Genomic DNA, 22,046 nt, shown 5'->3' on the forward strand with positions numbered 1-22,046 from the left:
GCGTCAAATGAGGGTCTAACAAGTGGAGCTGCGGGTTAATTCTGGGTGATCTGGCTGCGATGCTTTTCAGCCTGCTGCTGATGAATAACGGAAGATTGACCATTATTCGCCTTCTCATGCACAACAGCGGCTTTCTCATGCTCGTTCATTTCGGAAAATGATTTTGCTGTTTCGTTAGAAGCTGCTGGCTTGGATTTCATCATTTTTTTATGCATTTCAGCCATGTCCTGATGGGCAGCAGAATTGCCGTTTTGCATCATTTCATGGGACATTGCGGCCTGATCGTGACCGCTCATATCCATCATTTTCATGCTCTCCCCCTGAACTGCACTTTTTTCAGCGGATGATTGCATCTGATGGGCAGGCGCCTGGGCATTATTTACCTGGTCATGCATGTTCATTGTCTCTGCAGCCCAGGCAGATGAAGCGACAGCCATCATGGCAATAAAGGATACAAGGATCTTTTTCATGGTTGGGTCTCCGGTGTTTTCATACCCGAACAATCAATGCTTATAACAGAGAAAGCATTTGATCTCAGGGCTGGTTGATCATCACGCCAGGAACCGGGCGATTGAATTATCACGCTGTCCTGATTTATGGCTGATTATAAAAAACCGCCTCTGTTTATCGCGTGACTGAACGATGACATTTTTGTCACCTTCCGGGTTTCTCCTGAATAACGGTATTAATCCATTAACAGACGCACACTGAACACAATTTCCCGCCCCTGCTGTTCTGCTGACAGCTCGCCGCCGTGAGCATGAATGATCGACCTTGTAATTGATAATCCCAGCCCCGCGCCTTCCGTGTTGTAGAACCTTGATGAGTCTGCGCGATAGAACCGGTCAAACAAACGTTCCAGATTAGCGGGAACCTGGCCGGACATCGTATTCGTAATCATCACGTTCACACAGTCACTGTCACGCTCAAGGTGTATCGCTGTACAGGTGTTATCGGGAGAATACTTGATTGCATTGGAAAGCAGGTTACTGAAAGCACGTCGGAGCATATCGCTGTCTCCGGCAACAACGCCCTCTCCTTCAACCGTGATTGTCTTTCCTGTTTCGTCTGCCAGGGGCTCGAACAACTCACGTAATTCATTCAGTTCGGCTGCCAGATCCACATCATGTTTATCCAGCCGCAGCAGACCATGCTCTGAACGTGCCAGAAAAAGCATGTCACTGGTCATTCGTGACAACCTTTTCAGTTCTTCCAGGTTAGCGAATAAAATTTCGCGGTAATGCGAAACATCCCTTTCCTTAGCCAGTGCAAACTGCGTCTGCATCATCAGATTACTGACTGGTGTGCGCAGCTCATGCGCGATGTCAGACGAGAAATCTGACAGTTTCCGGAATGCCCCCTCCAGGCGATCAAACATATTATTGAACTCCTGCATGGTCTCAGAGATTTCCGGCGGAGCCAGATCGGGATTTAGACGCTGATCCAGGCTGTGTACAGTCATGGAGGAAGCCAGACTGGTCATTTCCCGTAACGGTTTCAGACCAATACGTGTGGTCAGCCAGCCCAGAAAAACAGAAATAAAGACCAGACCGATATTGAACCAGAACAGCCAGGTACTGAGTTTGTCCATCAACAGGGTGTGATACCCAGTATCCGTGGCAACCGTAATGATGACATGTTTGCTTTTACCCTGTTCCGGCGTCACGGCAACCCGCCGCGAGATACTGCGGTACACGGTGTTATTTTCTTCCGTCTGGATCATATAGTCGAGAATATCACCCGACTTATTAAGCAGGACCGCTGGAACAACAGAATTTTTGGCATAGAGTTCAACAATTTTTTCATTTTCCATGTTTTTTATAGAAATGAATAAACCATTGTGCCCTACCATCGCATCGTTTATTTTTTCTGATAATGACTTAATATCCGTTTTGTTCCGGAACGTCTCTGTTTTAAGAAACTCTTCGGTGAGCTGAAGTTTACCTGTCAGAAAATCGCGGTCCTGATTATCGAAATAGCCATTAAGGGTGCTAATCAGGATAAAACTTGATAACCACCATACCGTAAGCATCACCGCAGAAAAAATCAGGCTCAGGCGTGTGGTCAGGGAAATTTTGAACCTCACTCTTCTCTGATCTCCAGGACATATCCGGCACCGCGAACGGTATGGATCAGTTTTGGCTCAAAGTCATCATCAATTTTACTTCTCAGACGTCTCACGGCGACATCAATCACATTCGTATCACTGTCAAAATTCATGTTCCAGACCAGGGACGAGATAAGACTCCTGGGTAACACTTCTCCGGTGCGTTGCAGCAGCAACTCAAGCAGAACGTATTCTTTACCGGTGAGATGGATCTTCTTCCCCGAACGGATCACGGTCCGGCGCACCATATCAACGGTCATATCGGCGATGGTGCAGACTGTTGCGGCCTGCGAGCGTGCCCGGCGCAGTAGGGTTCTTACACGTGCAACCAGCTCCGTAAAATCAAAGGGCTTAATCAGGTAGTCATCTGCGCCAAGCTCCAGTCCTTTCACTTTGTCCCGCACGTTGTCCTTTGCGGTTAAAAACAGGACCGGTTCTTCGTGCCCGGACTCCCTCAGTGCGCTGATGATTTGCCACCCGTCGAGGAAAGGCAGCATCACGTCCAGTATTATCAAATCATACTGTCCCTTCGACGCGGCCCCGAGACCATCGCGGCCATTATTAAAGAGATCGGCCTGATAGCCTTCCTCAACCAGTCCCTGCTGCAGGTAACGACCTGTTTTTTGTTCGTCTTCAACGATTAAAATACGCTGCATGGTCAACTCGCTGATATGAAAGTAAAAATCTCACGCATGAGCTTTGGCTGTCCCCTAGCTGACCTGAGACGGAGCAAGCATTCCGAGCCACGCTACGGCGCCCAGAATGATAATCGCAACAACGAATTCTGTCAGGATGCTGTTTCGCATCAGGGCAACGCTGCGATCATAATTCCCTTCCCTGACCATAACTTCAAGCCGGGGACCCAGGTGAAACCGGTTTGCTGCAGCCAGAAGAAGCATCAGAACAAACAGAGCCGTCTTGGCAAGCAATATCCTCCCCCAGGAACTGTTGAATAAGGGAGTTAAGTTACCCTCAGCAATATACAGATAGTTGACCAGCGCACTCAGGATCAGGGCTACAACAATCACCGTTCCTGCCGTGGCAAATTTTGCCAGGGAGTCAGATATCACAATGACGCTCTGTGCATTATGCTCGTTTCTGCGCATCAGCAGGATAGCAAATGCAACCAGAGCACCTGTCCAGGCACCTGCAGCGCCGAGATGGGTCAGATCGCTCAGTAAATGGAGATAGTAATGCAGACCGTCATGCATAACGGCGTGTCCTCCCCAGGCAAGTGTAGCCAGCGCCACGCCCCCACTCATCGTCATCAGCAGGCAGGACAATACTCTCTTATTAGTGTAAAGGAACAAAGCACCGAGTGTGGTAAACAGGGCACAGAGCCTGACAATCCAGCTAATACCCACATCAGTTTCTTCTATCACCATCTCGATAACATGGATGGATAATTCTCTGAGGTCAGTTACTCCACTCATGGCATTAGATACCAGGAGCATATTAATGCCAGTAAGAATGATGCCTGTAACAACAGCAAAGGTTATAAACGACCTGAAATTAGTCAGGTTATAGGTTTCATGTCTGACACCACTTATTCCATATATCTGAAAAAATGGCAATCCAAATATTACCATCAAATCCAGATAAAGAAGAAAACGAATAACAATCATAATCAGGTCGTTCATAATATTACTTCACTGTAAAGGTGTAATTACCGGTAATAGGGTGCGTATCTGAAGAAACCGCGCGCCAGTCAACACGATAAGTGCCAGCGGGTAAAGGCTCTCGCGGAATAATGACCATCGATTTAGGGTCAGCGCCTGGCGCCACTTTTGCCGCGACCGGCATCGGAGAATGTGATGACATGCCTTTCATACCCGTCATCGTTAATTTTGCACCTGAGAATTTCACGGTCAGATTTTCCGAGAAATTAAGCTGAATCTTTTCCGGGGCCGCTACGGCTGAATCAGCCTGTGGCACAGAGCTTTTTAATTCCGGATGGGCCATAGCAGAGAAAGCAACGCCCATAACGAGGCCACCTGTAAGAATGGCTTTATTTAAAATCGACATTTTATTTACCTGTTTAGTTGAGTGTTTTATATCAGTGCGTTAAAACCAGATTCTGGCTCCCGCCAGGAATACTACCTGATGGTCTTTCTCACCTTCTCTTTTCGCCATATCGGATGTTTTCCCGTAAAGTTGATTCCAGGAAACGCCTATATAGGGTGCAAACTCACGGCGTATTTCATAGCGCAGCCGGAGCCCCAGCTCTGTGTCAGTCAGTCCCCTGCCGCGACCCCGCGATTCATCATCCTGACTGTAGAAATTCACCTCATAGGATGGCTGGAGTATGAGCCGGTTAGTCAGTAAAACGTCGTATTCTCCTCCCAGACGAAGGGCTGCTTTTCCGCCATTACTGACAAAACCCGTAATTTCAGACTCAAAATTATAGAGTGCCAGCCCCTGAAAACCGACAGCAGCCCAGGTCCGGGCAGAAGCAGGTCTGAAATCCTGCCTGACACCCGCAACCAAATCCCACCATGGGCCAACCGCATGTCCCCAGAGTAACTGCGCTTCAGCCGCCTCCGTTTCCCCATTGCTTCGTTCACCTTCACTCTTTAGCCAAATCCGATCTGTGTCGCCTCCAATCCAGCTGTTAACACTCCAGCTGAAATTGTTGGTGTTATCCGACCGTTGCCATTCCAGTTGATCCAGCAGAACCAGATAATTAATCGCACTGTCGTGAATCGCATGCCCCTGTAAATTGCCGAATGCAGCCTTCCGGTCGGCATCGGTAACAGGCGGAATTGGCGTTCTGCTCTCAGTTACAATGGGCTCCATTGACGTCATCTCAGTGAAATTCTCATCTGCTGGCATCTGCATGGCAGACATGTCGTGCCCGGCGTGGGGATCTGCAGAGACGGAGCCCGCCGCAATAGAAAGCTGTGAGGTAAACAAACCGGCGACCAGAACAGGTATGGCCTTCAAATTTCTCTTCATTCGCATCATTCCTCCACCCGGACTTCACGAAACATTCCCATTTCCATGTGATAGAGCAAATGGCAGTGATACGCCCAGCGGCCAAGCGCATCTGCTGTCACTCTGTAACTGCGTTTTGTACCAGGGGGAACATCTATTGTGTGTTTACGAACCATGAAATTACCGTTTTCATCTTCCAGATCGCTCCACATACCATGCAGGTGAATGGGGTGAGTCATCATGGTATCGTTGATCAGCGTGATCCTGAGCCGCTCACCGTATTTCAGCAGCACCGGTGCGGCATCTGAAAACTTGATTCCGTTAAATGACCAGGCAAACTTTTCCATGTGGCCGGTTAAATGCAGTTCTATGGTACGGCCAGGTTCACGTCCGTCAGGATCCTCAAAGCGGCTTTTCAAATCCGCGTACGTGAGAACCTTTCTTCCGTTATTTCGAAGACCAATACCCGGATCATTTAATTTCGGAGAGACGCTCATCGCCTGCATATCAACCAGTGGGTTATCCGTTTCTGACGCAGGATGACTTTGCATACCCGGCATTCCGGCCATCCGGGAATGATCCATACCGGCCATGCTGCTGTGATCCATGGGCGCGGAGGATGTCCCGCTATCCGGAAGGTCAGCACCGTCCATAGACATCATCTCTCCGCTGTTATCCATGCCTCCCATCTGGCTGTGGTCCATTCCTGCCATATCATGTCCCATTCCCCCCATACCCATATCTTCCATGGTCAACAGAGGACGGGGATCGAGGGGGGGAACGGCAGCACTTAACCCCTCTCTCGTGGCCAGTGTCCCTCGAGCGTAACCGGTCCTGTCCATGGATTGTGCGAAGATGGTATAGGCCTCACCCTGAGGCTCCACAATGACATCATAGGTTTCGGCAACGGCAATCCTGAATTCGTCAACGGTAACCGGGTTTACATACTGGCCATCTGCAGCCACGACCGTCATTTTCAGCCCGGGGATACGGATATCGAAATAGGTCATTGCCGAGCCGTTGATAAACCGTAAGCGTATCTTTTCACCGGGACGGAACAGTCCGGTCCAGTTTTTCAGCGGGGCCTGCCCGTTCATGAGATAGGTGTAGGTGTAGCCACTGACATCCGCGAGGTCAGTCGGATTCATTTTCATTTCAGCCCACATTTTCCGATCGGCAATGGTGGCTGACAGCCCCCTGGTATTCACGTCGCGGAAAAAAGAGCCAACGGTTGGTTTATTGAAATTGTAGTAATCCGACTGTTTTTTTAATTTTTTCAGCAGGCTGTGAGGATTTTCATCGGTCCAGTCAGACAACATGACCACATGCTCACGATCGTAAGCAAACGGTTCTGGCTCCCTGGCATCGATGATAATGGCACCGTATACCCCCTCCTGTTCCTGCAGACCGGAATGGCTGTGGTACCAGTAAGTCCCGTTCTGCTTAACCTTAAAGGTGTAAACGTAGGTATCATCAGGCTCTATGCCCATAAAACTCAGCCCCGGAACACCATCCATATTGGCCGGAAGAATAATGCCGTGCCAGTGAATGGACGTCTGTTCATTAAGACGGTTTTTGACCTTCAGGGTAATGGTGTCACCTTCTTTCCAGCGAAGAACGGGCCCCGGCAGGCCTCCATTGATTGTTTTGGCCTGACGCTCACTGCCCGTGATATTGACGGCCGTTTCACCAATGGTCAGGTCAAACTGAGTACCCTGCAGGGATGCGGCAACTGGCAGGCTCAGACTGGAACGCGCATTGAAACTCCATACGCCAAGACTTCCGGCTACGCCAGAGAGGGTTAACCCCTTCAGGAAAGTTCGTCGAGACGTTTTCAACAGCATGCGCATTCCCTTATTTAAAGTATGGTTACTGACAGAATTCGAGAACCGATTTAAATTAAATTACTGGTTCATCCACTTACAATGAAATGAATCTAGCACACCTTAAGAAACAAATTCATTACAATCGTGTAATGTACATAGCTGTATTACATTTACGTCATCTTCCCCACAGGTTGATTATTTTTATATATGATCATAAGGACATCTTTTATGTACCTCAGAAGGTAATTACACATGAATATATTAATCACGACCACTGCGTTTACAGCTTTATTTTGTGGGGCAGCTTTTGCTCAGTCCAGTGATATTGCCCATGAAGCACATCGATTTGTTAATAATGCCTCAGCCGTCAGTCATGTGAATTCCTCGACGCATGAAAATTTACCGGACAGGGTTAATAAAAACAACACGCCCTCATTCTCTGAAATGAATGAACATGAAAGGGCCATTGTTGCTCATTCATTTATGAACAACAGCGCGTCCTATGCGCATCAGAAAATGATTGAGGAACATAAAAAAATGCTGTCCGGCAGTGATGCAAATTCAAAGACCTCGTCTTCTTCTTTTAACGAACTGAATGCCGGAGAAAAAGCCGCTCTCGTGCATGAGCAGGTCAATAATGCCGGTGCGGAAGCACATCAGACGCAGGCAAGAAAGCTTCGCGGGCTGTATTCGACCAGGTAACTGCAGGCGGGTTAGTGCTTAGCGTCAGGTGCGCAGCAGGGCTTTACTGACGGGTTACGTAGCAGGACATGAGCCCCATATTGCTCTGCCGTAACCTGTTTCAGTCCCGTTAATCATCACCGTCGGGCTGGTCATACAGTTCCCAGAGCTTCAGGAGCAAACGGGAAACAAGATATGTTACAAAAATGACGACCATCAACGGTGCTCCCGATTAACTGACAGATGACACGCCTCCTGAAAACCCCTAGCATACGCCGCAGTGTTCATGCTAACGGCGAATTCCAGTAAATGTATTCTACCGATGTCGTAAAAGAAAATGCCTACCTTTCAGCCACCCGCTCGGGGCTGGAATCGAACGAGATCGCTACTCTTCAGCGCTCCTTGCCTTCCCGGTTTAATCTGCGGCATTTGAAAAAAAATGAATCATTAAAACTCGTACTGCAAAAGAAAGCGGGAAAATCACGTGTCGTGGCCTATAAATTTACGTCCGGTTCATTTAATTACACGGCGTATCGTATATCAGATAAAAAGTTCTATAACCTTTCCGATACTTCCGGGAAAGGCAGTCTCGATTATCCGTTACCGGCCACAGCAAGACTCAGTTCGCCTTTCAATCCTGCAAGACTTAACCCGGTATCGGGAAAAGTGAGTCCCCATAATGGCATTGATTATTCCATGCCCATGAACACGAAAATAGTCAGCGTCATCGACGGAAAAATCACCCGGGCCGAATACAACAGTACCATGGGATATTTTGTTGAAGTAACGGGAAAAGCCGGTGTTAAAACTCGCTATCTCCACCTCAATAAAATACTCGTTACTAAAGGGGCCAGGGTTACCCGGGGAGACGCTATTGCGTTATCCGGTAACAGCGGACGTTCATCCGGTCCTCATCTGCATTACGAGCTGGTCATCAATAACAATCCTGTTAACTCACTGGCGTTCCGGACGGCGGCACCCGCTGATAACAAACTCGAACAGCATGCCTTTGCGCATGCCAGAGACTACGAACGATACCTGGACTGATAACGGGACCGCGACGCGGTCCCGTCTGCCGGATTAATTTTTTTTATCGTTTTCACTTCCGTGATGTTGATGATCTCCATGCCCCCCGTGACCGTGGAAAAGATGCATGAGCGGACAAAGCAGCAGTAACAGATATGGCCAGTAGCCTGCCACATGTGACCAGTGTTCGCGCAGGAGAGCAAATGCCGCAATCGCGGCGACAGCAATAAGCGCATAGGTGGTACTTTTCATACCGGACTCCTTCTGTTCGTAACTGACCCTTCACTCAGGGTTATTTCCCGAGCCTGACACTTTTCAGACGCAACGCATTCACAATGACGCTGACGGAGGAAAGAGCCATGGCCGCCGCCGCAATAACTGGCGACAGCAGTATTCCATACACAGGATAAAGCAGACCTGCAGCCACAGGCACGCCAAGTGCGTTGTAGATAAATGCAAAAAACAGATTCTGTCGGATATTTTTCATGGTGATTTCTGACAGATGACGGGCCCTGTTCAGTATCATCAAGTCGCCTTTGAGAAGGGTGACTCCGGCACTTTCAATTGCCACATCTGTACCCGTTCCCATGGCTATACCCACGTCAGCCGCTGCCAGCGCCGGGGCATCATTCACACCGTCTCCGGCCATCGCAACCACATGGCCAGACGCTTTCAGTCGGGTTATCACTGCTTTTTTGCCATCCGGCAGAATTCCGGCTTCAACCTCATCTATTCCCAGTTTCCGTGCGACTGCTTCAGCAGTAAGCTGGTTATCCCCGGTGAGCATAACAATGCGGATCCCCGCCTGACGCAAAGCTTTAAGCGCATCCGGCGTGGTTGTTTTCACGGGATCCGAGATAGCTATCAGGCCTGCAAGGTCCCCGTCTGTGGCCACATAGATAACGGTAGCGCCTTCCATCCGCAACGTATCCGCAACGGCCTTTTGATTATCAATAACGATACTGTTTTCCTGCATAGCCAGTTCATTACCAATAACAACCCGTTGACCTTCGACATCGCCTGAGACACCTTTACCCGACGGTGCATCGAAATGAGTGACTGCGGGTATTGCGATCCCCTTTTCCTGTGCTGCTTTAACTACTGCCATACCCAGCGGATGCTGCGAGCCTTTTTCCACTGCGGCTGTTACACGCAAAAGAGATGTTTCCCCACCCGGATTGAGACTGATAATCCCTGTCACCGTAGGCGAACCTTCCGTGAGCGTGCCTGTTTTGTCGACAACCAGCGTGTCCACTTTTTCAAGACGCTCAAGGGCTTCGGCATTCCTGATTAACACCCCGGCCTGGGCTCCTTTGCCCACCCCCACCATTATCGACATCGGCGTGGCCAGCCCCAGCGCGCAGGGACAGGCAATAATCAGGACCGACACAGCCGCAATGAGACCGTGCGCCATCCTGGGCTCGGGCCCCCAGACAGACCAGATCACGAAAGCAACAACCGCGATAAGTATCACCAGAGGAACAAACCAGCCTGAAACGCTGTCAGCCATTCTCTGGATGGGGGCACGCGAACGCTGTGCATCAGCGACCATCTGAACAATTCGTGAGAGCATTGTTTCATCACCGACTTTCTCTGCACGGATGATGAGACTCCCTGTCTGATTAATGGTCCCCCCGATGACAGGGTCACCCTCCGTTTTGGTAACCGGCATAGATTCCCCGGTCACCATCGATTCATCAACGGTTGTTTTGCCTTCGATCACAATACCGTCGACCGGAATACTCTCTCCTGGTCTGATGCGGAGCTTATCGCCAGGCAGAACATCTTCCGCATTAATATCCGTTTCATGACCGTCATGATCCAGCCGCCTGGCGGTTTTGGGGGCAAGATTCAGTAGTGCAGTAATGGCACCTGAGGTTTGTTCCCGTGCCCGCAGCTCAAGAACCTGTCCCAGCAGAACAAGCACCGTAATAACTGCTGCGGCTTCAAAATAAACGGCCACCAGGCCATCCATGTTTCTGAACGATGCAGGAAACCAGGAGGGGAAGACGGTTGCAATGACGCTGTACACCCAGGCTACGCCGGTGCCCATTGCAACAAGGGTAAACATATTCAGGGAGCGGTTACGTAACGACATTCCGGCCCGGGCGAAGAATGGCCAGCCACACCACAACACGACAGGAGAGGCCAGAAGCAGCTGCAGCCATGTGTTGTACTGTGGCGGTACCGTATTCCTCAAGGCGGGAAACAGATGAGATCCCATTTCGAGTACCAGAACCGGAAACGCCAGCAACAACCCCAGCCAGAAGCGTCTTGTCATGTCGCGAAGTTCATCACTTGGCCCCGTGGATGCCGTAGCTACGAGCGGCTCCAGTGCCATTCCACAGACAGGACAGCTTCCGGGACCACTGCGGCGTATCTCCGGGTGCATCGGACATGTCCACACACCTTCAGAATTCTCTTTCTCCGCCTGGTGGTGAGGCTGTTTTATCTGATCAGGGCTGACTTCGTGATGATCGTGGTGATGGTGATGGGAATGTTCACTGGCATCTTCGGTAAGATAACGATCGGGATGGGCTTTAAATTTACTCTCACAGCTGGCGGAGCAGAAATAAAGTTGATGGTCCTGGTATCGAATGCTGCTGTGCGCCCTGTCGGGCAGGATGGCCATCCCGCACACGGGATCTCTCACCTTATGCAATACGTGGCCCTCGTCCGGGGATAATGTCTGCTCAGAAGCAGTCTGGTTGTTGTGTTGCACTGCATTGTCATTTTTCACAGTAACTCTCCTTATGCATACCGAAGCATCTTCTGTCTTCAGGGTATGTCATGGATGCGATTACCACGAATATCGCCGGCACAGGAGTGCCTGCTACCGGCGTCCCGTTATCAGCCGTTCCGCTGACTATTCGATTCGCTGGAAGACTTTTTTACTTCCATCCGGTGAGAATGCGATAACATCGTAAGCCTCTTTTCGGGCTCCCATCTCCATTCCAGGACTTCCTGCTGGCATACCGGGGGTGGCGAGACCGTATATACCCGAACCAGACTGCATTGCCTTATGTATCGTTGTCGCAGGCACATGGCCTTCAATGATCAAATTACCGGCAACCGCGGTATGACAACTTCGTAGTCCTGCAGGAATAGCATGCTTTTCTTTCAGGGCTGACAGCGCCTGATCATTCATGACGTGAGTTCGTACTTCAAACCCGTCTTTTTCCATCGCCTTGCCCCACAGGGAACAACAGCCACAGTTTTCAGATTTGTACATATCAATCACTTTTTCACTCGCCATTGCGGGCAGTGAAAGGCCGAGAGCCAGGGCCACCAGGACCACTTTTTTCATACTCACCTCTGTATATTATCGATATAACCCCTGACGTCAGGATGAATCAGTACAGAAGGGCACCCACAGAGGATGCCCTTACAGGGTTATGACACGCTTTTTTTATGTCTGCGCAGCCAGATTAATTTGTAGGCGGCAGGAATTATGAACAGGGACAGCAGCGGAGCCGTGATCATCCCACCAATCATGGGTGCCGCGATACGGCTCATGACTTCTGAACCTGCACCGGTTCCCCAGAGTATTGGCAGCAGACCCGCAATGATCACCGCCACGGTCATGGCTTTCGGCCGGACACGCAGCACGGCACCATGATAGAGGGCTTCATCAAGACCTTCCGGTGTGAACGTCTCTTTACGGGACAATTCCGGGTGCGCTTCAATGGCATGACGCAGATACATCAGCATGACCACGCCAAACTCTGCTGCCACCCCGGCCAGAGCGATAAACCCCGTTCCGGTTGCGACAGACATATGGAAGCCCTGCCAGTACAGGAACCATATCCCGCCAACCAGGGCGAACGGCAGGCTCATCAGGATCAGCAGGGCTTCATCAACCCGGCGGAATGCCAGATACAACAGGATGAAGATGATCATCACCGTCATCGGCACCATCAGCTTCAGTTTCTTGTTGGCATGCTCAAGCAGTTCAAACTGTCCGGAGAATGACACGCTGGTACCCGGTCTCAGTTTCACTTTCTGACTGATCGCCGTTTTAATGTCATTAACCACCGACACCATATCCCTGCCGCGCGCGTCAATGTAAATCCAGCTGGCTGGACGGGCATTTTCCGTTTTCAGCATAGTCGGCCCGGAAACGACCTTAATATCCGCAACATCGCCCAGCGTGATCTGCTGCTTCATCGGGGTCAGGATCGGCATCTGTTTCAGGGCCTGCGGGCTGTTCCGGTAATCCTGCGGATAGCGGATATTAATCGGGTACCGGGCCACGCCTTCAACCGTTTCCCCTACCGTCGCGCCGCCGATGGCTGATGAGATGAACAGCTGCACATCGCCCACCGTCATTCCGTAGCGGGAGGCTTTTTCCCGGTTGATATCCACATCAATGTAGCGCCCGCCTTCCAGTCGCTCTGCGAGAGCAGACACTACGCCGGGTACGGTTTTGGCGACCGCTTCGATACTCTGCGCCGTTGCATCGATATCGGACAGAACCGTTCCGGACACCTTGATACCTATCGGGCTTTTGATCCCGGTTGAGAGCATATCAATACGGTTACGGATTGGCGGCACCCAGAGGTTTGCCAGCCCCGGTAAACGGACGGTCCTGTCGAGTTCTTCAATAATCTTGTCAATCGTCATGCCTGGACGCCACTGATCCTCTGGTTTGAGCTGGATCGTGGTTTCAACCATTTCGAGCGGTGCGGAATCCGTGGCGGTCTCTGCTTTACCGGTCTTGCCAAATACAGAGGCCACTTCAGGAACGCTTTTGATTAACTTGTCCGTCGTCTGCAGGAGCGCTGCAGCTTCAGCCGGAGAGACACCCGGCAGGGTCGACGGCATATACAACAGGTCGCCCTCGTTAATCTTCGGCAGAAACTCACCGCCCACCTGGCTCAGCGGCCAGATAACGGTGAAAATGGACAAGGCCGCAACCAGCAGGGTTGTTTTTGGCCAGTGGAGAACCCGCAACAGCAATGGATGATACGCTTTGATCAGTACCCGGTTCAGGGGGTTACTGGTCTCTGCAGGAATTTTCCCCCGGATCCAGAATCCCATCAGAATCGGAATGACGATGATGGCCAGCGCGGCCGCGCCCGCCATGGAGTACGTTTTCGTGAATGCCAGCGGGCCAAACAGACGTCCTTCCTGACCTTCCAGGGTAAAGATAGGAATAAAGGACAGGGTGATGATCAGCAGGCTGATAAACAGTGCGGGTCCCACTTCAACGGAGGCATCGGTAATCACCTTCCAGCGGGTGGCGTTGTCAATCTGCTCACCCGGATGCTGATGATCCCACTCCTCAAGCCGCTTATGCGCATTCTCAATCATCACAATGGCGGCATCCACCATCGCACCGACGGCAATCGCTATCCCTCCCAGCGACATGATATTGGCGTTCAGTCCCTGGAAGTGCATGACGATAAAGGCGATACACAGACCAAGCGGCAGAGAGATAATCGCCACCAGGGCAGAACGTACGTGCCACAGGAACAGGGCACAGACGATGGCCACCACGATAAACTCTTCCAGAAGTTTGGAACTGAGGTTATCAATCGCCCGGTCGATGAGCTGGCTGCGATCGTAGGTGGTCACGATTTCAACGCCTTCCGGCAGGCTGGCCTTCAGCGTCTCAAGTTTATCCCTCACTGCCGTGATAACGTCGCGTGCATTTTTACCCGACCGCAGGATCACCACGCCGCCAGCGACTTCGCCCTGGCCGTTCAGCTCGGCAATACCACGCCGCATTTCAGGCCCGGTCTGCACGCGGGCAACATCCCGCAGATAAACCGGCACGCCGTTCTCGCCTGTTTTCAGGACGATGTTATTAAAATCATCAATGCTCTGAAGATAACCGCTGGCACGGACCATATACTCAGCTTCGGCCATTTCAACGGATGAGCCACCGGCCTCCTGGTTAGACGATTCAAGGGCCTGTTTCACTTCGGGCAGGCTGATACCATACTGAGACAGTTTTACCGGATTGACCTGAATCTGGTACTGTTTCACCACGCCGCCAACCGAAGCGACCTCAGCCACGTTCGGGATGGTTTTCAGCTCAAATTTCAGGAACCAGTCCTGCAGAGAACGCAGTTCTGAAAGGTCGTGTTTTCCGCTGCGATCGACAAGGGCATATTCAAATATCCAGCCCACCCCCGTGGCGTCCGGACCGATTTCAGAACTCACACCGGCGGGCAGTTTTCCCTGTACCTGGTTCAGGTACTCCAGCACGCGGGAACGGGCCCAGTACAGATCGGTGCCGTCTTCAAAAATGACATACACATACGAATCACCGAACTGTGAAAAACCACGCACGGTTTTTGCGCCAGGCACGGACAGCATGGTGGTGGTAAGTGGATAGGTGACCTGGTTTTCTACAATCTGCGGGGCCTGGCCGGGATAGCTGGTTTTGATAATGACCTGCACATCTGACAGGTCAGGCAAGGCATCGACAGGCGTGTTAATAATCGTCCATGTGCCCCAGATGCTGAGAAACAGGGCCCCCATCATGACCAGGAAACGGTTGGCGACAGAGCGCCGGATAATCCATTCAATCATCGTCGTCTCCTCAGTGCCCTGAATGCATATTTACAGGCTGGTCAGACATTGCTGGCATACTGCTTTCTGTTTTTTCAGGGTGGCGCATACGTTCCAGTGCGCCCGTAATATTGGCTTCAGAGTCAATGAGGAACAGGCCACTGACCACCACGGTATCGCCTTCATTCAGGCCGGAGCCGATGCCGGACTGTTGCTGTGACTCATGCAGAACGTGGATCTGTTTCGGCACAAACTTGCCTTCATCATCAACAGTAATCACGCGCTGTTCTTTGCCGGTATCGATAACGGCCTGGCTTGGTATCAGCAGCATCTCCTGGCTTCTGGTATTCAGTTTGAGATAGGCATTCATGCCCGGTTTGAGAAACTCATCCTTATTAGAAACTTGGAGACGGACCTGAAGCGTACGGGTTGTCTGATCCACGCTGGGAAGAATGTTCCATTTTTCGACATGGAATGTTTTATCCGGATAAGCCGGTACCGAAATTTCAAACTGCGACGTATCTTTCAGCAGATAGGCGATAGATTCTGGCACTGCAGCGCTGATCCAGACCGGGTCCATCCCCTGAATCTGAGCCACCACCTTATCTTTCGAAATATTCATGCCGGTGCGCAGGTCAAATGCAGTAATGACACCATCAATAGGTGCTTTAATGGTAAAACGGGTCTGAATGCTCCGGGTAGAACGCAGTCTCTGAATATCCTCTTCCGGCATACCTGCCAGGCGAAGCCGTTCCAGAACGCCTTTAATTTGCGTGGAAGTACCACCGGTGCTGGATAACAGAAGGAATTCACTCTGTGCTTCCACCCAGTCCGGAATGGTAATATCGATAAGTGGCGTCCCCTTCTTCACATGATCGCCAATCGTCATGGGGTAGACTTTTTCGACAAACCCGTCAGAACGCGCCTGCACAATAACAAACTGATACTCGTTATAGCTGACATTAGCCGGGATTGTCTGAGAATAATTCAGCATTCCTCGCGTGACTTTTTGCGTTTTTAATCCCAGATTCTGAACCTGGGTTGGGTCGATACGGATCCCGCCACTGCTTTTATCGCCACTGTCATCAGCATATTTTGGCACCAGGTCCATATCCATAAAGGGCGATTTTCCGGGTTTATCAAATTTGGTATCCGGTTTCATTGGGTCATACCAGAAAAGCACCTTTCGTTCCGGTGCCTTTTGTTCTGTTTTTTCTGTCTTTTGTGCTGAGTTTACATACTGCCAGGCAGTAACCGATATCAGCCCCCCTGCTATGAGGCTGCTGATAATTATTGCAGCATATTTTATCTTTAAAGAAGCCATACAATTTTCCGCTAAAAAATCAAAACACCTGGCATATGCGCCTGACGGTTAACTCACACATATACCTATGTGAATGTACAGGCGCACAGGATGTAATCGCTCCGGACAGCCAATCAGGACTGCGTCACGTTAATGCTTTTAAGTAAAGAAATATTACCCTGCTGAATAAACGAGAAATCGACATGGTTGCCGGTTTTCAGGGCATTGATAGCGTCGTCTGCATTAACAAAAGTGAAGCGCATGGTCATTGCAGGCCAGCCCACCGCAGGGATTGCTTCGTGCGAAATGGTGATCTTTTTACTATTTATATCAATTTCTTTAACGACACCGGTGCCCTTGATAACCTGCTGTACCGAAGCATCACTGGCAGTATTCATATCGCCATGCTGATGTGTTTCAGCATGAAGACCGGCAGAAAACATGACAGAGAAGGCACCAAATAAAACGGCTTTAAGTGAATTACGCATTTTAAATTTCCTGATTAATGAAATAAATTTACTCTACCCAACCGCCACCCAGTGCGGTAAACAGATTAATTTCGTTAACCTGCCGGGAATAGGTAAGATCGAGAATGGTTTGCTGCGTAGCGAAGAGAGAACGCTCTGCATCCAGCACTTCAATGTAACTGACAGCACCACTGGAATATAATCCTCTGGCACGCTGGAGAGTTATCTGAAGTGAATCAAGATAACGCTGCTGTGACTCAAGTTGCTGGCTAAGGCTGTCGCGCAGCGCAAGCGTGTCGGAAACATCCTTAAAGGCTGACTGAATTTTTTGTTCGTAATTAACCACCGACTGTTGCTGGCGAATTTCAGCCAGCTTCAGATTGGCTTTATTCCTGCCAGCATTAAATATAGGAATTTCAATTTTAGGGATAAAATTCCACATTCCACTTCCTGACGTAAACAGGCTGGACAGCTCCGTACTGCTTGCGGAAAGGCCACTGGTCAGGGTAATGGACGGGAAAAAGGCCGCCCGCGCTGCGCCAATATTCGCATCAGCCGCTTTCAGCTGGTATTCCGCCTCCATAATATCCGGTCGCTGCAGCAAAATTTGTGACGACAGGTTTGATGGCAGTTTAACTGGCGCGATCTCACCGCCTTTCATCCCTTTTTCTGGCGGCAGTGCACGGTACGTTCCCAGCACCAGTTGCAGGGCATTGTTTGCCTGAGCCAGATCGCCTTCTCGTTTGGCTATCTCAGCGCGGGTACTTTCGATTTGTCCCCTGGCCTGTTCAAGCGCCAGCACATTCGTACTCCCGGTCACGAGCTGTTGCTCAACGAAAGCATAGGACTGTTCGTAATTTTTCAGCGTTTCCCGCGCGATACGGAGTTGTTCATACGCCAGTTGCTGGCTGAAATAGCTTTGTGAAACGCTGGAGACCAGCAGGATATGTACAGCCCGACGGGCTTCTTCGCTGGCAAAGTAGTTCTGGCGATCAGCGTCACTCATGTTCTTGAGCTTGCCGAAAAAATCGAGCTCATAGCGGAGTTCCAGACCCGCGTCGTACTTCTGTGTGGTCGGCTTGTCGCCTTTCAGACCACCGCTGTAGGTGATCCCGGATGAGGCATTCAGCTGGGGATAACGATCTGCATCCGTGACGTTGAACTGGGCCCGGGCCTCTTCAACCTTCAGGGCAGCCATTCTCAAATTACGGTTATTAGCAAGGGCTTCCCCGATCAGCCGGGTAACCTGGGGATCGACAAAAAAGTTACGCCAGCCCGTATCCTGATAACCATTCACTGCTGGCGTCAGGCTGTTTCGGGACAGTGAAAACTGCTGGGGTACCGGTGCTGCCGGGCGCTGATATTCAGGTGCCAGAGAGACACAACCAGCCAGGATGAATATCGTGCTGATGCTGAGTAATTTTAATTTGAACATAACGCTTCTCGTCCAGGCAGACCTGGTAAATGGTTCAAATGAAGTTCAGAGTATTACCAGGGTTACTTTACAGAATGCACTCTGTTTGTCGGGTGACAGAATAATGACAATGTTGTCATTTTTACGGTAATTCGTTGATTACGATCGTGTGCGCAATAGAATGACATTAGCAGCCAGACGGGGAGCAAGATGAAAATATTGATCGTCGAAGACGAAATTAAAACAGGTGAATATCTCAGCAAAGGGCTTACAGAGGCAGGGTTCGTAGTGGATCACGCTGATAATGGTCTTACCGGATATCATCTCGCCATGACAGCCGAGTATGATTTAGTCATTCTGGACATCATGCTGCCTGATGTGAACGGCTGGGATATCATCCGCATGCTGCGCACTGCCGGAAAGGGTATGCCGGTCTTACTACTGACGGCCCTCGGCACGATCGAACACAGGGTCAAAGGACTGGAACTGGGTGCGGACGATTATCTGGTTAAACCCTTTGCGTTTGCCGAACTGCTCGCCCGGGTAAGGACCCTACTGAGGCGGGGAAACACGCTGATCACGGAAAGTCAGTTTAAGGTGGCTGACCTCTCGGTTGATCTCGTCTCCAGAAAAGTCAGTCGCGCCGGAAACCGCATTGTGCTCACCAGTAAAGAGTTCAGCCTGCTGGAATTTTTCATTCGCCATCAGGGTGAAGTGCTACCCCGCTCCCTGATTGCCTCTCAGGTCTGGGACATGAATTTTGACAGCGACACTAACGCGATTGATGTCGCCGTAAAGCGACTTCGCGCGAAAATAGACAACGATTACGGGACAAAGCTGATCCAGACAGTCCGGGGCGTGGGCTACATGCTGGAGGTCCCGGATGCATAGCAAACCGTCCAGACGCCCGTTCTCGCTCGCGCTGCGGCTGACCTTTTTTATCAGCCTGTCCACGATACTGGCTTTTATCGCCTTCACCTGGTTTATGCTGCATTCTGTTGAAAATCATTTTGCCGAGCAGGATGTCAGCGATCTTCAACAAATCAGCACTACCCTGAACCGTATACTGCAGTCCCCGGTGGATCCGGATGAAAAAAAAGTAAGCAAAATAAAGGAGTCGATTGCCAGCTACCGCAACGTTGCCCTTTTGCTCCTCAATCCCAGGGGGGAAGTGCTCTTTAGTTCAGCGCAGGGGGCGGCACTACACCCGGCCGTGAATTCCGCAGATTTTAGCGAGCACAGCCGCGCACGGGATGTCTTTCTCTGGACGGTGGAGGATCCTGCGAGACCGATGGATACCGGGTCTGAAATGAAGATGGAAACATACCGGATTATCGCCTCCTCTGGCCAGGCGATATTTCAGGGCAAACAGCAGAATTATGTCATGCTGACTGGCCTCTCCATTAATTTCCATCTCCATTACCTCGATGCGCTGAAAAAAAATCTGATTGCGATCGCCGTCGTGATAAGCCTGCTGATTGTTCTGATCATTCGCATCGCTGTCCGTCAGGGGCACCTGCCCCTTCGTAATGTCAGCAATGCCATTAAAAACATCACCTCCGAGAATCTTGATGCGCGGCTGGAACCGACACGCGTTCCCATTGAGCTGGAGCAACTGGTTATCTCGTTCAATCATATGATTGGAAAGATTGAGGACGTCTTTACCCGCCAGGCCAATTTCTCTGCCGATATCGCGCATGAGATCAGAACGCCCATCACCAATCTGGTGACGCAGACTGAAATCGCACTGAGTCAGGATCGAACCCAGAAGGAACTTGAGGATGTCCTCTACTCCAGTCTTGAAGAGTATAACCGGATGACCAAAATGGTCAGCGACATGCTGTTTCTGGCACAGGCGGACAATAACCAGCTTATACCTGACAGGGTCCGTTTTGACCTCAGAGCAGAAGTCATGAAAGTCTTCGAGTTTTTCGAAGCCTGGGCCGAAGAACGCAATATCACGCTCAAATTTAACGGGATGCCCTGCCTGGTTGAGGGAGATCCACAAATGTTCAGAAGAGCGATCAATAATCTGTTATCCAATGCCCTGCGTTATACCCCGGAGGGACAGGCCATCACCGTCTCAATAAGAAAGCAGGAGAGCTTTTTTGACCTTGTGATTGAAAATCCAGGGAAACCGATCCCTGAAGAACATTTATCAAGGCTGTTTGACCGTTTTTATCGGGTGGATCCATCCAGACAACGAAAAGGAGAAGGCAGCGGCATCGGCCTTGCGATTGTGAAGTCAATCGTGGAAGCACATCACGGAAGAGTGCAGGTGGAATCAGACGTACGCTCCACGCGTTTTATCTTATCCGTGCCCAGACTGGAGAAAATGATCCCGGAAACCCAATGCTGAAAATAAAGATGTAAATGACAAAGATGTCATTAGCCTGTCATGCAGCAAACAGAAGCCATTCGATATAATTAGTGCAACTTATCAGGAAGGCTGGATTGCTTCATCAATACCCGGCGTCAGAGTACGCCAGGAAATGAATATCCAGCCCTCTTCCGGAGAAATAAACGCTGCCGAACTTGTTTCAGTTATGGAACTGAAAACACCGGTTGTACTTCCCCGGACATCACTAATTCAGAAATGGAGAGTTATCATGAAAAATATCGTATTAGCATCTTTGCTGGGCTTTGGTTTAATTTCATCGGCCTGGGCCACTGAAACCGTGAATATCCATGATCGCGTCAACAATGCACAGGCTCCTGCTCACCAGATGCAGTCTGCTGCGGCTCCTGTCGGGATCCAGGGGACTGCTCCTCGTATGACCGGTATGGACCAGCATGAACAGGCCATTATTGCTCATGAAACCATGACGAACGGCTCGGCGGATGCGCACCAGAAAATGGTGGAAAGTCATCAGAAGATGATGGGAAATAACACGGTATCCACGACCGTCCCGTCAACGTCTTACGCGGCGATGAATGAGCATGAAAGAGCAGCGGTTGCCCATGAATTCATGAATAACGGGCAATCCGGCCCACATCAGGCCATGGCCGAAGCGCACCGCCGCATGATCAATGCAGGCTGAATGCGACGGTAGTATCCGTGCTGTTACCTTTTCCCTGATAGATTTTCCTGAAACAACGTTGCTACATTTTTGCCCCCGTCAGGGGGCTTTTTTGTCTGACTCAGCTACACTTAACCGGTACCTGTCTGAAAGGAATTATTATATGAAAATCAAAAACACCCTTTTTGTAATATTAATGTTATCCCTGCCAGCCATTTCTGCTGAACATTCGGAAATGAAAATGTCAGATATGCACTCATCGGCATCATCACAGGAATATATGGCTGGCATGAAAAATATGCATGAAAAAATGATGGCCGCCGTTAATGAATCCAATCCCGATAAGGCCTTTGCAAAAGGTATGATCGCACACCATGAAGGGGCAATCGCAATGGCTGAGACCGAGCTCAAATACGGAAAAGATCCCGAAATGAGAAAGCTTGCGCAGGACATCATTAAAGCTCAGAAAGGTGAAATCGAGCAGATGAATAAATGGCTTGGCAGTCAAAAATAAAGATTGCAAAAAAGCCATAATAAGCGTAATTTTAATTCACTCTCGGGCACGGGAGCCTGTTAAACGTTAAATAATTAAAACCCGATTAATTTCGGGTTTTTTATATACTATACTCCGGTCCTTTGCTGTGGACCGGAATATATGCAGCTGCGATAATTTTTACACATTATCTCGTCATGGCAACAATATCGCTCAGGATCTCAACCAGCTCAATCCTTTCCTGCATTCCGTCATG

The 22,046-nt window shown here is 50.2% G+C and carries 20 protein-coding genes; 6 read left to right on the forward strand and 14 right to left on the reverse strand.

Going from position 1 to position 22,046, the window contains the following annotated elements:
- Positions 1–35 precede the first annotated feature (35 nt).
- The 7 genes from pcoE to pcoA form a co-directional block, all read right to left on the reverse strand.
- Positions 36–470, reverse strand: coding sequence for a copper resistance system metallochaperone PcoE (gene pcoE, locus QNN86_RS21035; RefSeq protein ID WP_004388336.1), 435 nt, complete (start codon positions 468–470; stop codon positions 36–38).
- A 215-nt stretch (positions 471–685) separates the two neighbouring features.
- A complete protein-coding gene (gene pcoS, locus QNN86_RS21040; protein WP_049042647.1) occupies positions 686–2,086 on the reverse strand; it encodes a copper resistance membrane spanning protein PcoS in 1,401 nt (466 codons plus the stop codon).
- The gene (gene pcoR, locus QNN86_RS21045) at positions 2,083–2,763 is read right to left on the reverse strand and encodes a copper response regulator transcription factor PcoR (RefSeq protein WP_001188930.1); all 681 of its coding nucleotides are present in this window, start codon (positions 2,761–2,763) and stop codon (positions 2,083–2,085) included. Before pcoR ends, pcoS begins: the two co-directional genes overlap by 4 nt.
- Positions 2,764–2,817: 54 nt before the next feature.
- The gene (pcoD, locus tag QNN86_RS21050; RefSeq protein WP_229692861.1) at positions 2,818–3,696 is read right to left on the reverse strand and encodes a copper resistance inner membrane protein PcoD; all 879 of its coding nucleotides are present in this window, start codon (positions 3,694–3,696) and stop codon (positions 2,818–2,820) included.
- A gap of 55 nt (positions 3,697–3,751) precedes the next feature.
- Positions 3,752–4,132, reverse strand: a complete 381-nt coding sequence (gene pcoC / locus QNN86_RS21055; RefSeq protein ID WP_000025662.1) for a copper resistance system metallochaperone PcoC — start codon at positions 4,130–4,132, stop codon at positions 3,752–3,754.
- A 39-nt stretch (positions 4,133–4,171) separates the two neighbouring features.
- Positions 4,172–5,062 (reverse strand): copper resistance outer membrane transporter PcoB, encoded by an 891-nt coding sequence (gene pcoB, locus QNN86_RS21060; RefSeq protein ID WP_001378118.1) that lies wholly within the window; start codon positions 5,060–5,062, stop codon positions 4,172–4,174.
- A gap of 5 nt (positions 5,063–5,067) precedes the next feature.
- Positions 5,068–6,885 carry a multicopper oxidase PcoA gene (pcoA, locus tag QNN86_RS21065; protein ID WP_000925242.1) on the reverse strand — a complete coding sequence of 606 codons (1,818 nt, stop codon included), beginning with the start codon at positions 6,883–6,885 and terminating at the stop codon, positions 5,068–5,070.
- Between the two features lie 234 nt (positions 6,886–7,119).
- Between pcoA and QNN86_RS21070 the strand changes: the two genes are divergently transcribed.
- Both QNN86_RS21070 and QNN86_RS21075 read left to right on the forward strand, forming a co-directional pair.
- Positions 7,120–7,569, forward strand: a complete 450-nt coding sequence (locus tag QNN86_RS21070; protein WP_001023257.1) for a copper resistance protein — start codon at positions 7,120–7,122, stop codon at positions 7,567–7,569.
- Positions 7,570–7,857: 288 nt separating this feature from the next.
- Positions 7,858–8,595, forward strand: coding sequence for a peptidoglycan DD-metalloendopeptidase family protein (locus QNN86_RS21075; protein WP_004388332.1), 738 nt, complete (start codon positions 7,858–7,860; stop codon positions 8,593–8,595).
- A 33-nt stretch (positions 8,596–8,628) separates the two neighbouring features.
- Here QNN86_RS21075 and QNN86_RS21080 read toward each other — a convergent pair whose 3' ends face one another.
- The 7 genes from QNN86_RS21080 to silC all read right to left on the reverse strand — a co-directional run bounded on the left by QNN86_RS21080 (position 8,629) and on the right by silC (position 18,298).
- Entirely contained in the window at positions 8,629–8,826 is a 198-nt protein-coding gene (locus QNN86_RS21080; RefSeq protein WP_004388331.1) for a DUF2933 domain-containing protein, read from the reverse strand.
- A 40-nt stretch (positions 8,827–8,866) separates the two neighbouring features.
- Entirely contained in the window at positions 8,867–11,314 is a 2,448-nt protein-coding gene (gene silP, locus QNN86_RS21085; RefSeq protein WP_049042645.1) for an Ag(+)-translocating P-type ATPase SilP, read from the reverse strand.
- Positions 11,315–11,440: 126 nt separating this feature from the next.
- On the reverse strand, positions 11,441–11,881 hold the full coding sequence (locus tag QNN86_RS21090; protein ID WP_009654300.1) for a DUF411 domain-containing protein: 441 nt from the start codon (positions 11,879–11,881) through the stop codon (positions 11,441–11,443).
- A gap of 86 nt (positions 11,882–11,967) precedes the next feature.
- Positions 11,968–15,114, reverse strand: coding sequence for a Cu(+)/Ag(+) efflux RND transporter permease subunit SilA (gene silA / locus QNN86_RS21095; protein ID WP_000574029.1), 3,147 nt, complete (start codon positions 15,112–15,114; stop codon positions 11,968–11,970).
- 10 nt (positions 15,115–15,124) lie between these two features.
- The gene (gene silB / locus QNN86_RS21100) at positions 15,125–16,417 is read right to left on the reverse strand and encodes a Cu(+)/Ag(+) efflux RND transporter periplasmic adaptor subunit SilB (RefSeq protein WP_000157620.1); all 1,293 of its coding nucleotides are present in this window, start codon (positions 16,415–16,417) and stop codon (positions 15,125–15,127) included.
- A 113-nt stretch (positions 16,418–16,530) separates the two neighbouring features.
- On the reverse strand, positions 16,531–16,884 hold the full coding sequence (gene cusF / locus QNN86_RS21105) for a cation efflux system protein CusF (protein WP_008786772.1): 354 nt from the start codon (positions 16,882–16,884) through the stop codon (positions 16,531–16,533).
- Positions 16,885–16,912: 28 nt separating this feature from the next.
- The gene (gene silC, locus QNN86_RS21110) at positions 16,913–18,298 is read right to left on the reverse strand and encodes a Cu(+)/Ag(+) efflux RND transporter outer membrane channel SilC (protein ID WP_049042644.1); all 1,386 of its coding nucleotides are present in this window, start codon (positions 18,296–18,298) and stop codon (positions 16,913–16,915) included.
- Between the two features lie 189 nt (positions 18,299–18,487).
- Between silC and silR the strand changes: the two genes are divergently transcribed.
- The 4 genes from silR (at position 18,488) to QNN86_RS21130 (ending at position 21,811) form a co-directional block, all read left to right on the forward strand.
- Positions 18,488–19,168, forward strand: coding sequence for a copper/silver response regulator transcription factor SilR (gene silR, locus QNN86_RS21115; RefSeq protein WP_015572045.1), 681 nt, complete (start codon positions 18,488–18,490; stop codon positions 19,166–19,168).
- Positions 19,161–20,636: a copper/silver sensor histidine kinase SilS gene (gene silS / locus QNN86_RS21120; protein WP_032433718.1), complete on the forward strand. Its 1,476-nt coding sequence runs from the start codon at positions 19,161–19,163 to the stop codon at positions 20,634–20,636. The genes silR and silS overlap by 8 nt, the downstream gene beginning before the upstream one ends.
- Before the next feature lie 250 nt (positions 20,637–20,886).
- A complete protein-coding gene (gene silE, locus QNN86_RS21125; RefSeq protein ID WP_000790483.1) occupies positions 20,887–21,318 on the forward strand; it encodes a silver-binding protein SilE in 432 nt (143 codons plus the stop codon).
- A 142-nt stretch (positions 21,319–21,460) separates the two neighbouring features.
- Positions 21,461–21,811 carry a DUF305 domain-containing protein gene (locus QNN86_RS21130; RefSeq protein ID WP_000694954.1) on the forward strand — a complete coding sequence of 117 codons (351 nt, stop codon included), beginning with the start codon at positions 21,461–21,463 and terminating at the stop codon, positions 21,809–21,811.
- Positions 21,812–22,046 lie beyond the last annotated feature (235 nt).

The organism is Citrobacter sp. C348, assembly GCF_047467975.1.
Lineage (GTDB): Bacteria > Pseudomonadota > Gammaproteobacteria > Enterobacterales > Enterobacteriaceae > Citrobacter > Citrobacter gillenii.

Excerpts from the sequence above, each read along its gene's own strand:
- silA (WP_000574029.1), bottom strand. The coding sequence starts at position 15,114 with ATGATTGAATGGATTATCCGGCGCTCTGTCGCCAACCGTTTCCTGGTC.
- silR (WP_015572045.1), top strand. The coding sequence starts at position 18,488 with ATGAAAATATTGATCGTCGAAGACGAAATTAAAACAGGTGAATATCTC.
- QNN86_RS21130 (WP_000694954.1), top strand. The coding sequence starts at position 21,461 with ATGAAAATCAAAAACACCCTTTTTGTAATATTAATGTTATCCCTGCCA.
- pcoC (WP_000025662.1), bottom strand. The coding sequence starts at position 4,132 with ATGTCGATTTTAAATAAAGCCATTCTTACAGGTGGCCTCGTTATGGGC.
- pcoE (WP_004388336.1), bottom strand. The coding sequence starts at position 470 with ATGAAAAAGATCCTTGTATCCTTTATTGCCATGATGGCTGTCGCTTCA.
- silS (WP_032433718.1), top strand. The coding sequence starts at position 19,161 with ATGCATAGCAAACCGTCCAGACGCCCGTTCTCGCTCGCGCTGCGGCTG.
- silB (WP_000157620.1), bottom strand. The coding sequence starts at position 16,417 with ATGGCTTCTTTAAAGATAAAATATGCTGCAATAATTATCAGCAGCCTC.
- QNN86_RS21075 (WP_004388332.1), top strand. The coding sequence starts at position 7,858 with ATGTATTCTACCGATGTCGTAAAAGAAAATGCCTACCTTTCAGCCACC.
- silE (WP_000790483.1), top strand. The coding sequence starts at position 20,887 with ATGAAAAATATCGTATTAGCATCTTTGCTGGGCTTTGGTTTAATTTCA.
- QNN86_RS21070 (WP_001023257.1), top strand. The coding sequence starts at position 7,120 with ATGAATATATTAATCACGACCACTGCGTTTACAGCTTTATTTTGTGGG.
- QNN86_RS21090 (WP_009654300.1), bottom strand. The coding sequence starts at position 11,881 with ATGAAAAAAGTGGTCCTGGTGGCCCTGGCTCTCGGCCTTTCACTGCCC.
- pcoA (WP_000925242.1), bottom strand. The coding sequence starts at position 6,885 with ATGCTGTTGAAAACGTCTCGACGAACTTTCCTGAAGGGGTTAACCCTC.
- pcoD (WP_229692861.1), bottom strand. The coding sequence starts at position 3,696 with ATGGTAATATTTGGATTGCCATTTTTTCAGATATATGGAATAAGTGGT.
- silC (WP_049042644.1), bottom strand. The coding sequence starts at position 18,298 with ATGTTCAAATTAAAATTACTCAGCATCAGCACGATATTCATCCTGGCT.
- pcoB (WP_001378118.1), bottom strand. The coding sequence starts at position 5,062 with ATGAAGAGAAATTTGAAGGCCATACCTGTTCTGGTCGCCGGTTTGTTT.
- cusF (WP_008786772.1), bottom strand. The coding sequence starts at position 16,884 with ATGCGTAATTCACTTAAAGCCGTTTTATTTGGTGCCTTCTCTGTCATG.
- pcoR (WP_001188930.1), bottom strand. The coding sequence starts at position 2,763 with ATGCAGCGTATTTTAATCGTTGAAGACGAACAAAAAACAGGTCGTTAC.
- QNN86_RS21080 (WP_004388331.1), bottom strand. The coding sequence starts at position 8,826 with ATGAAAAGTACCACCTATGCGCTTATTGCTGTCGCCGCGATTGCGGCA.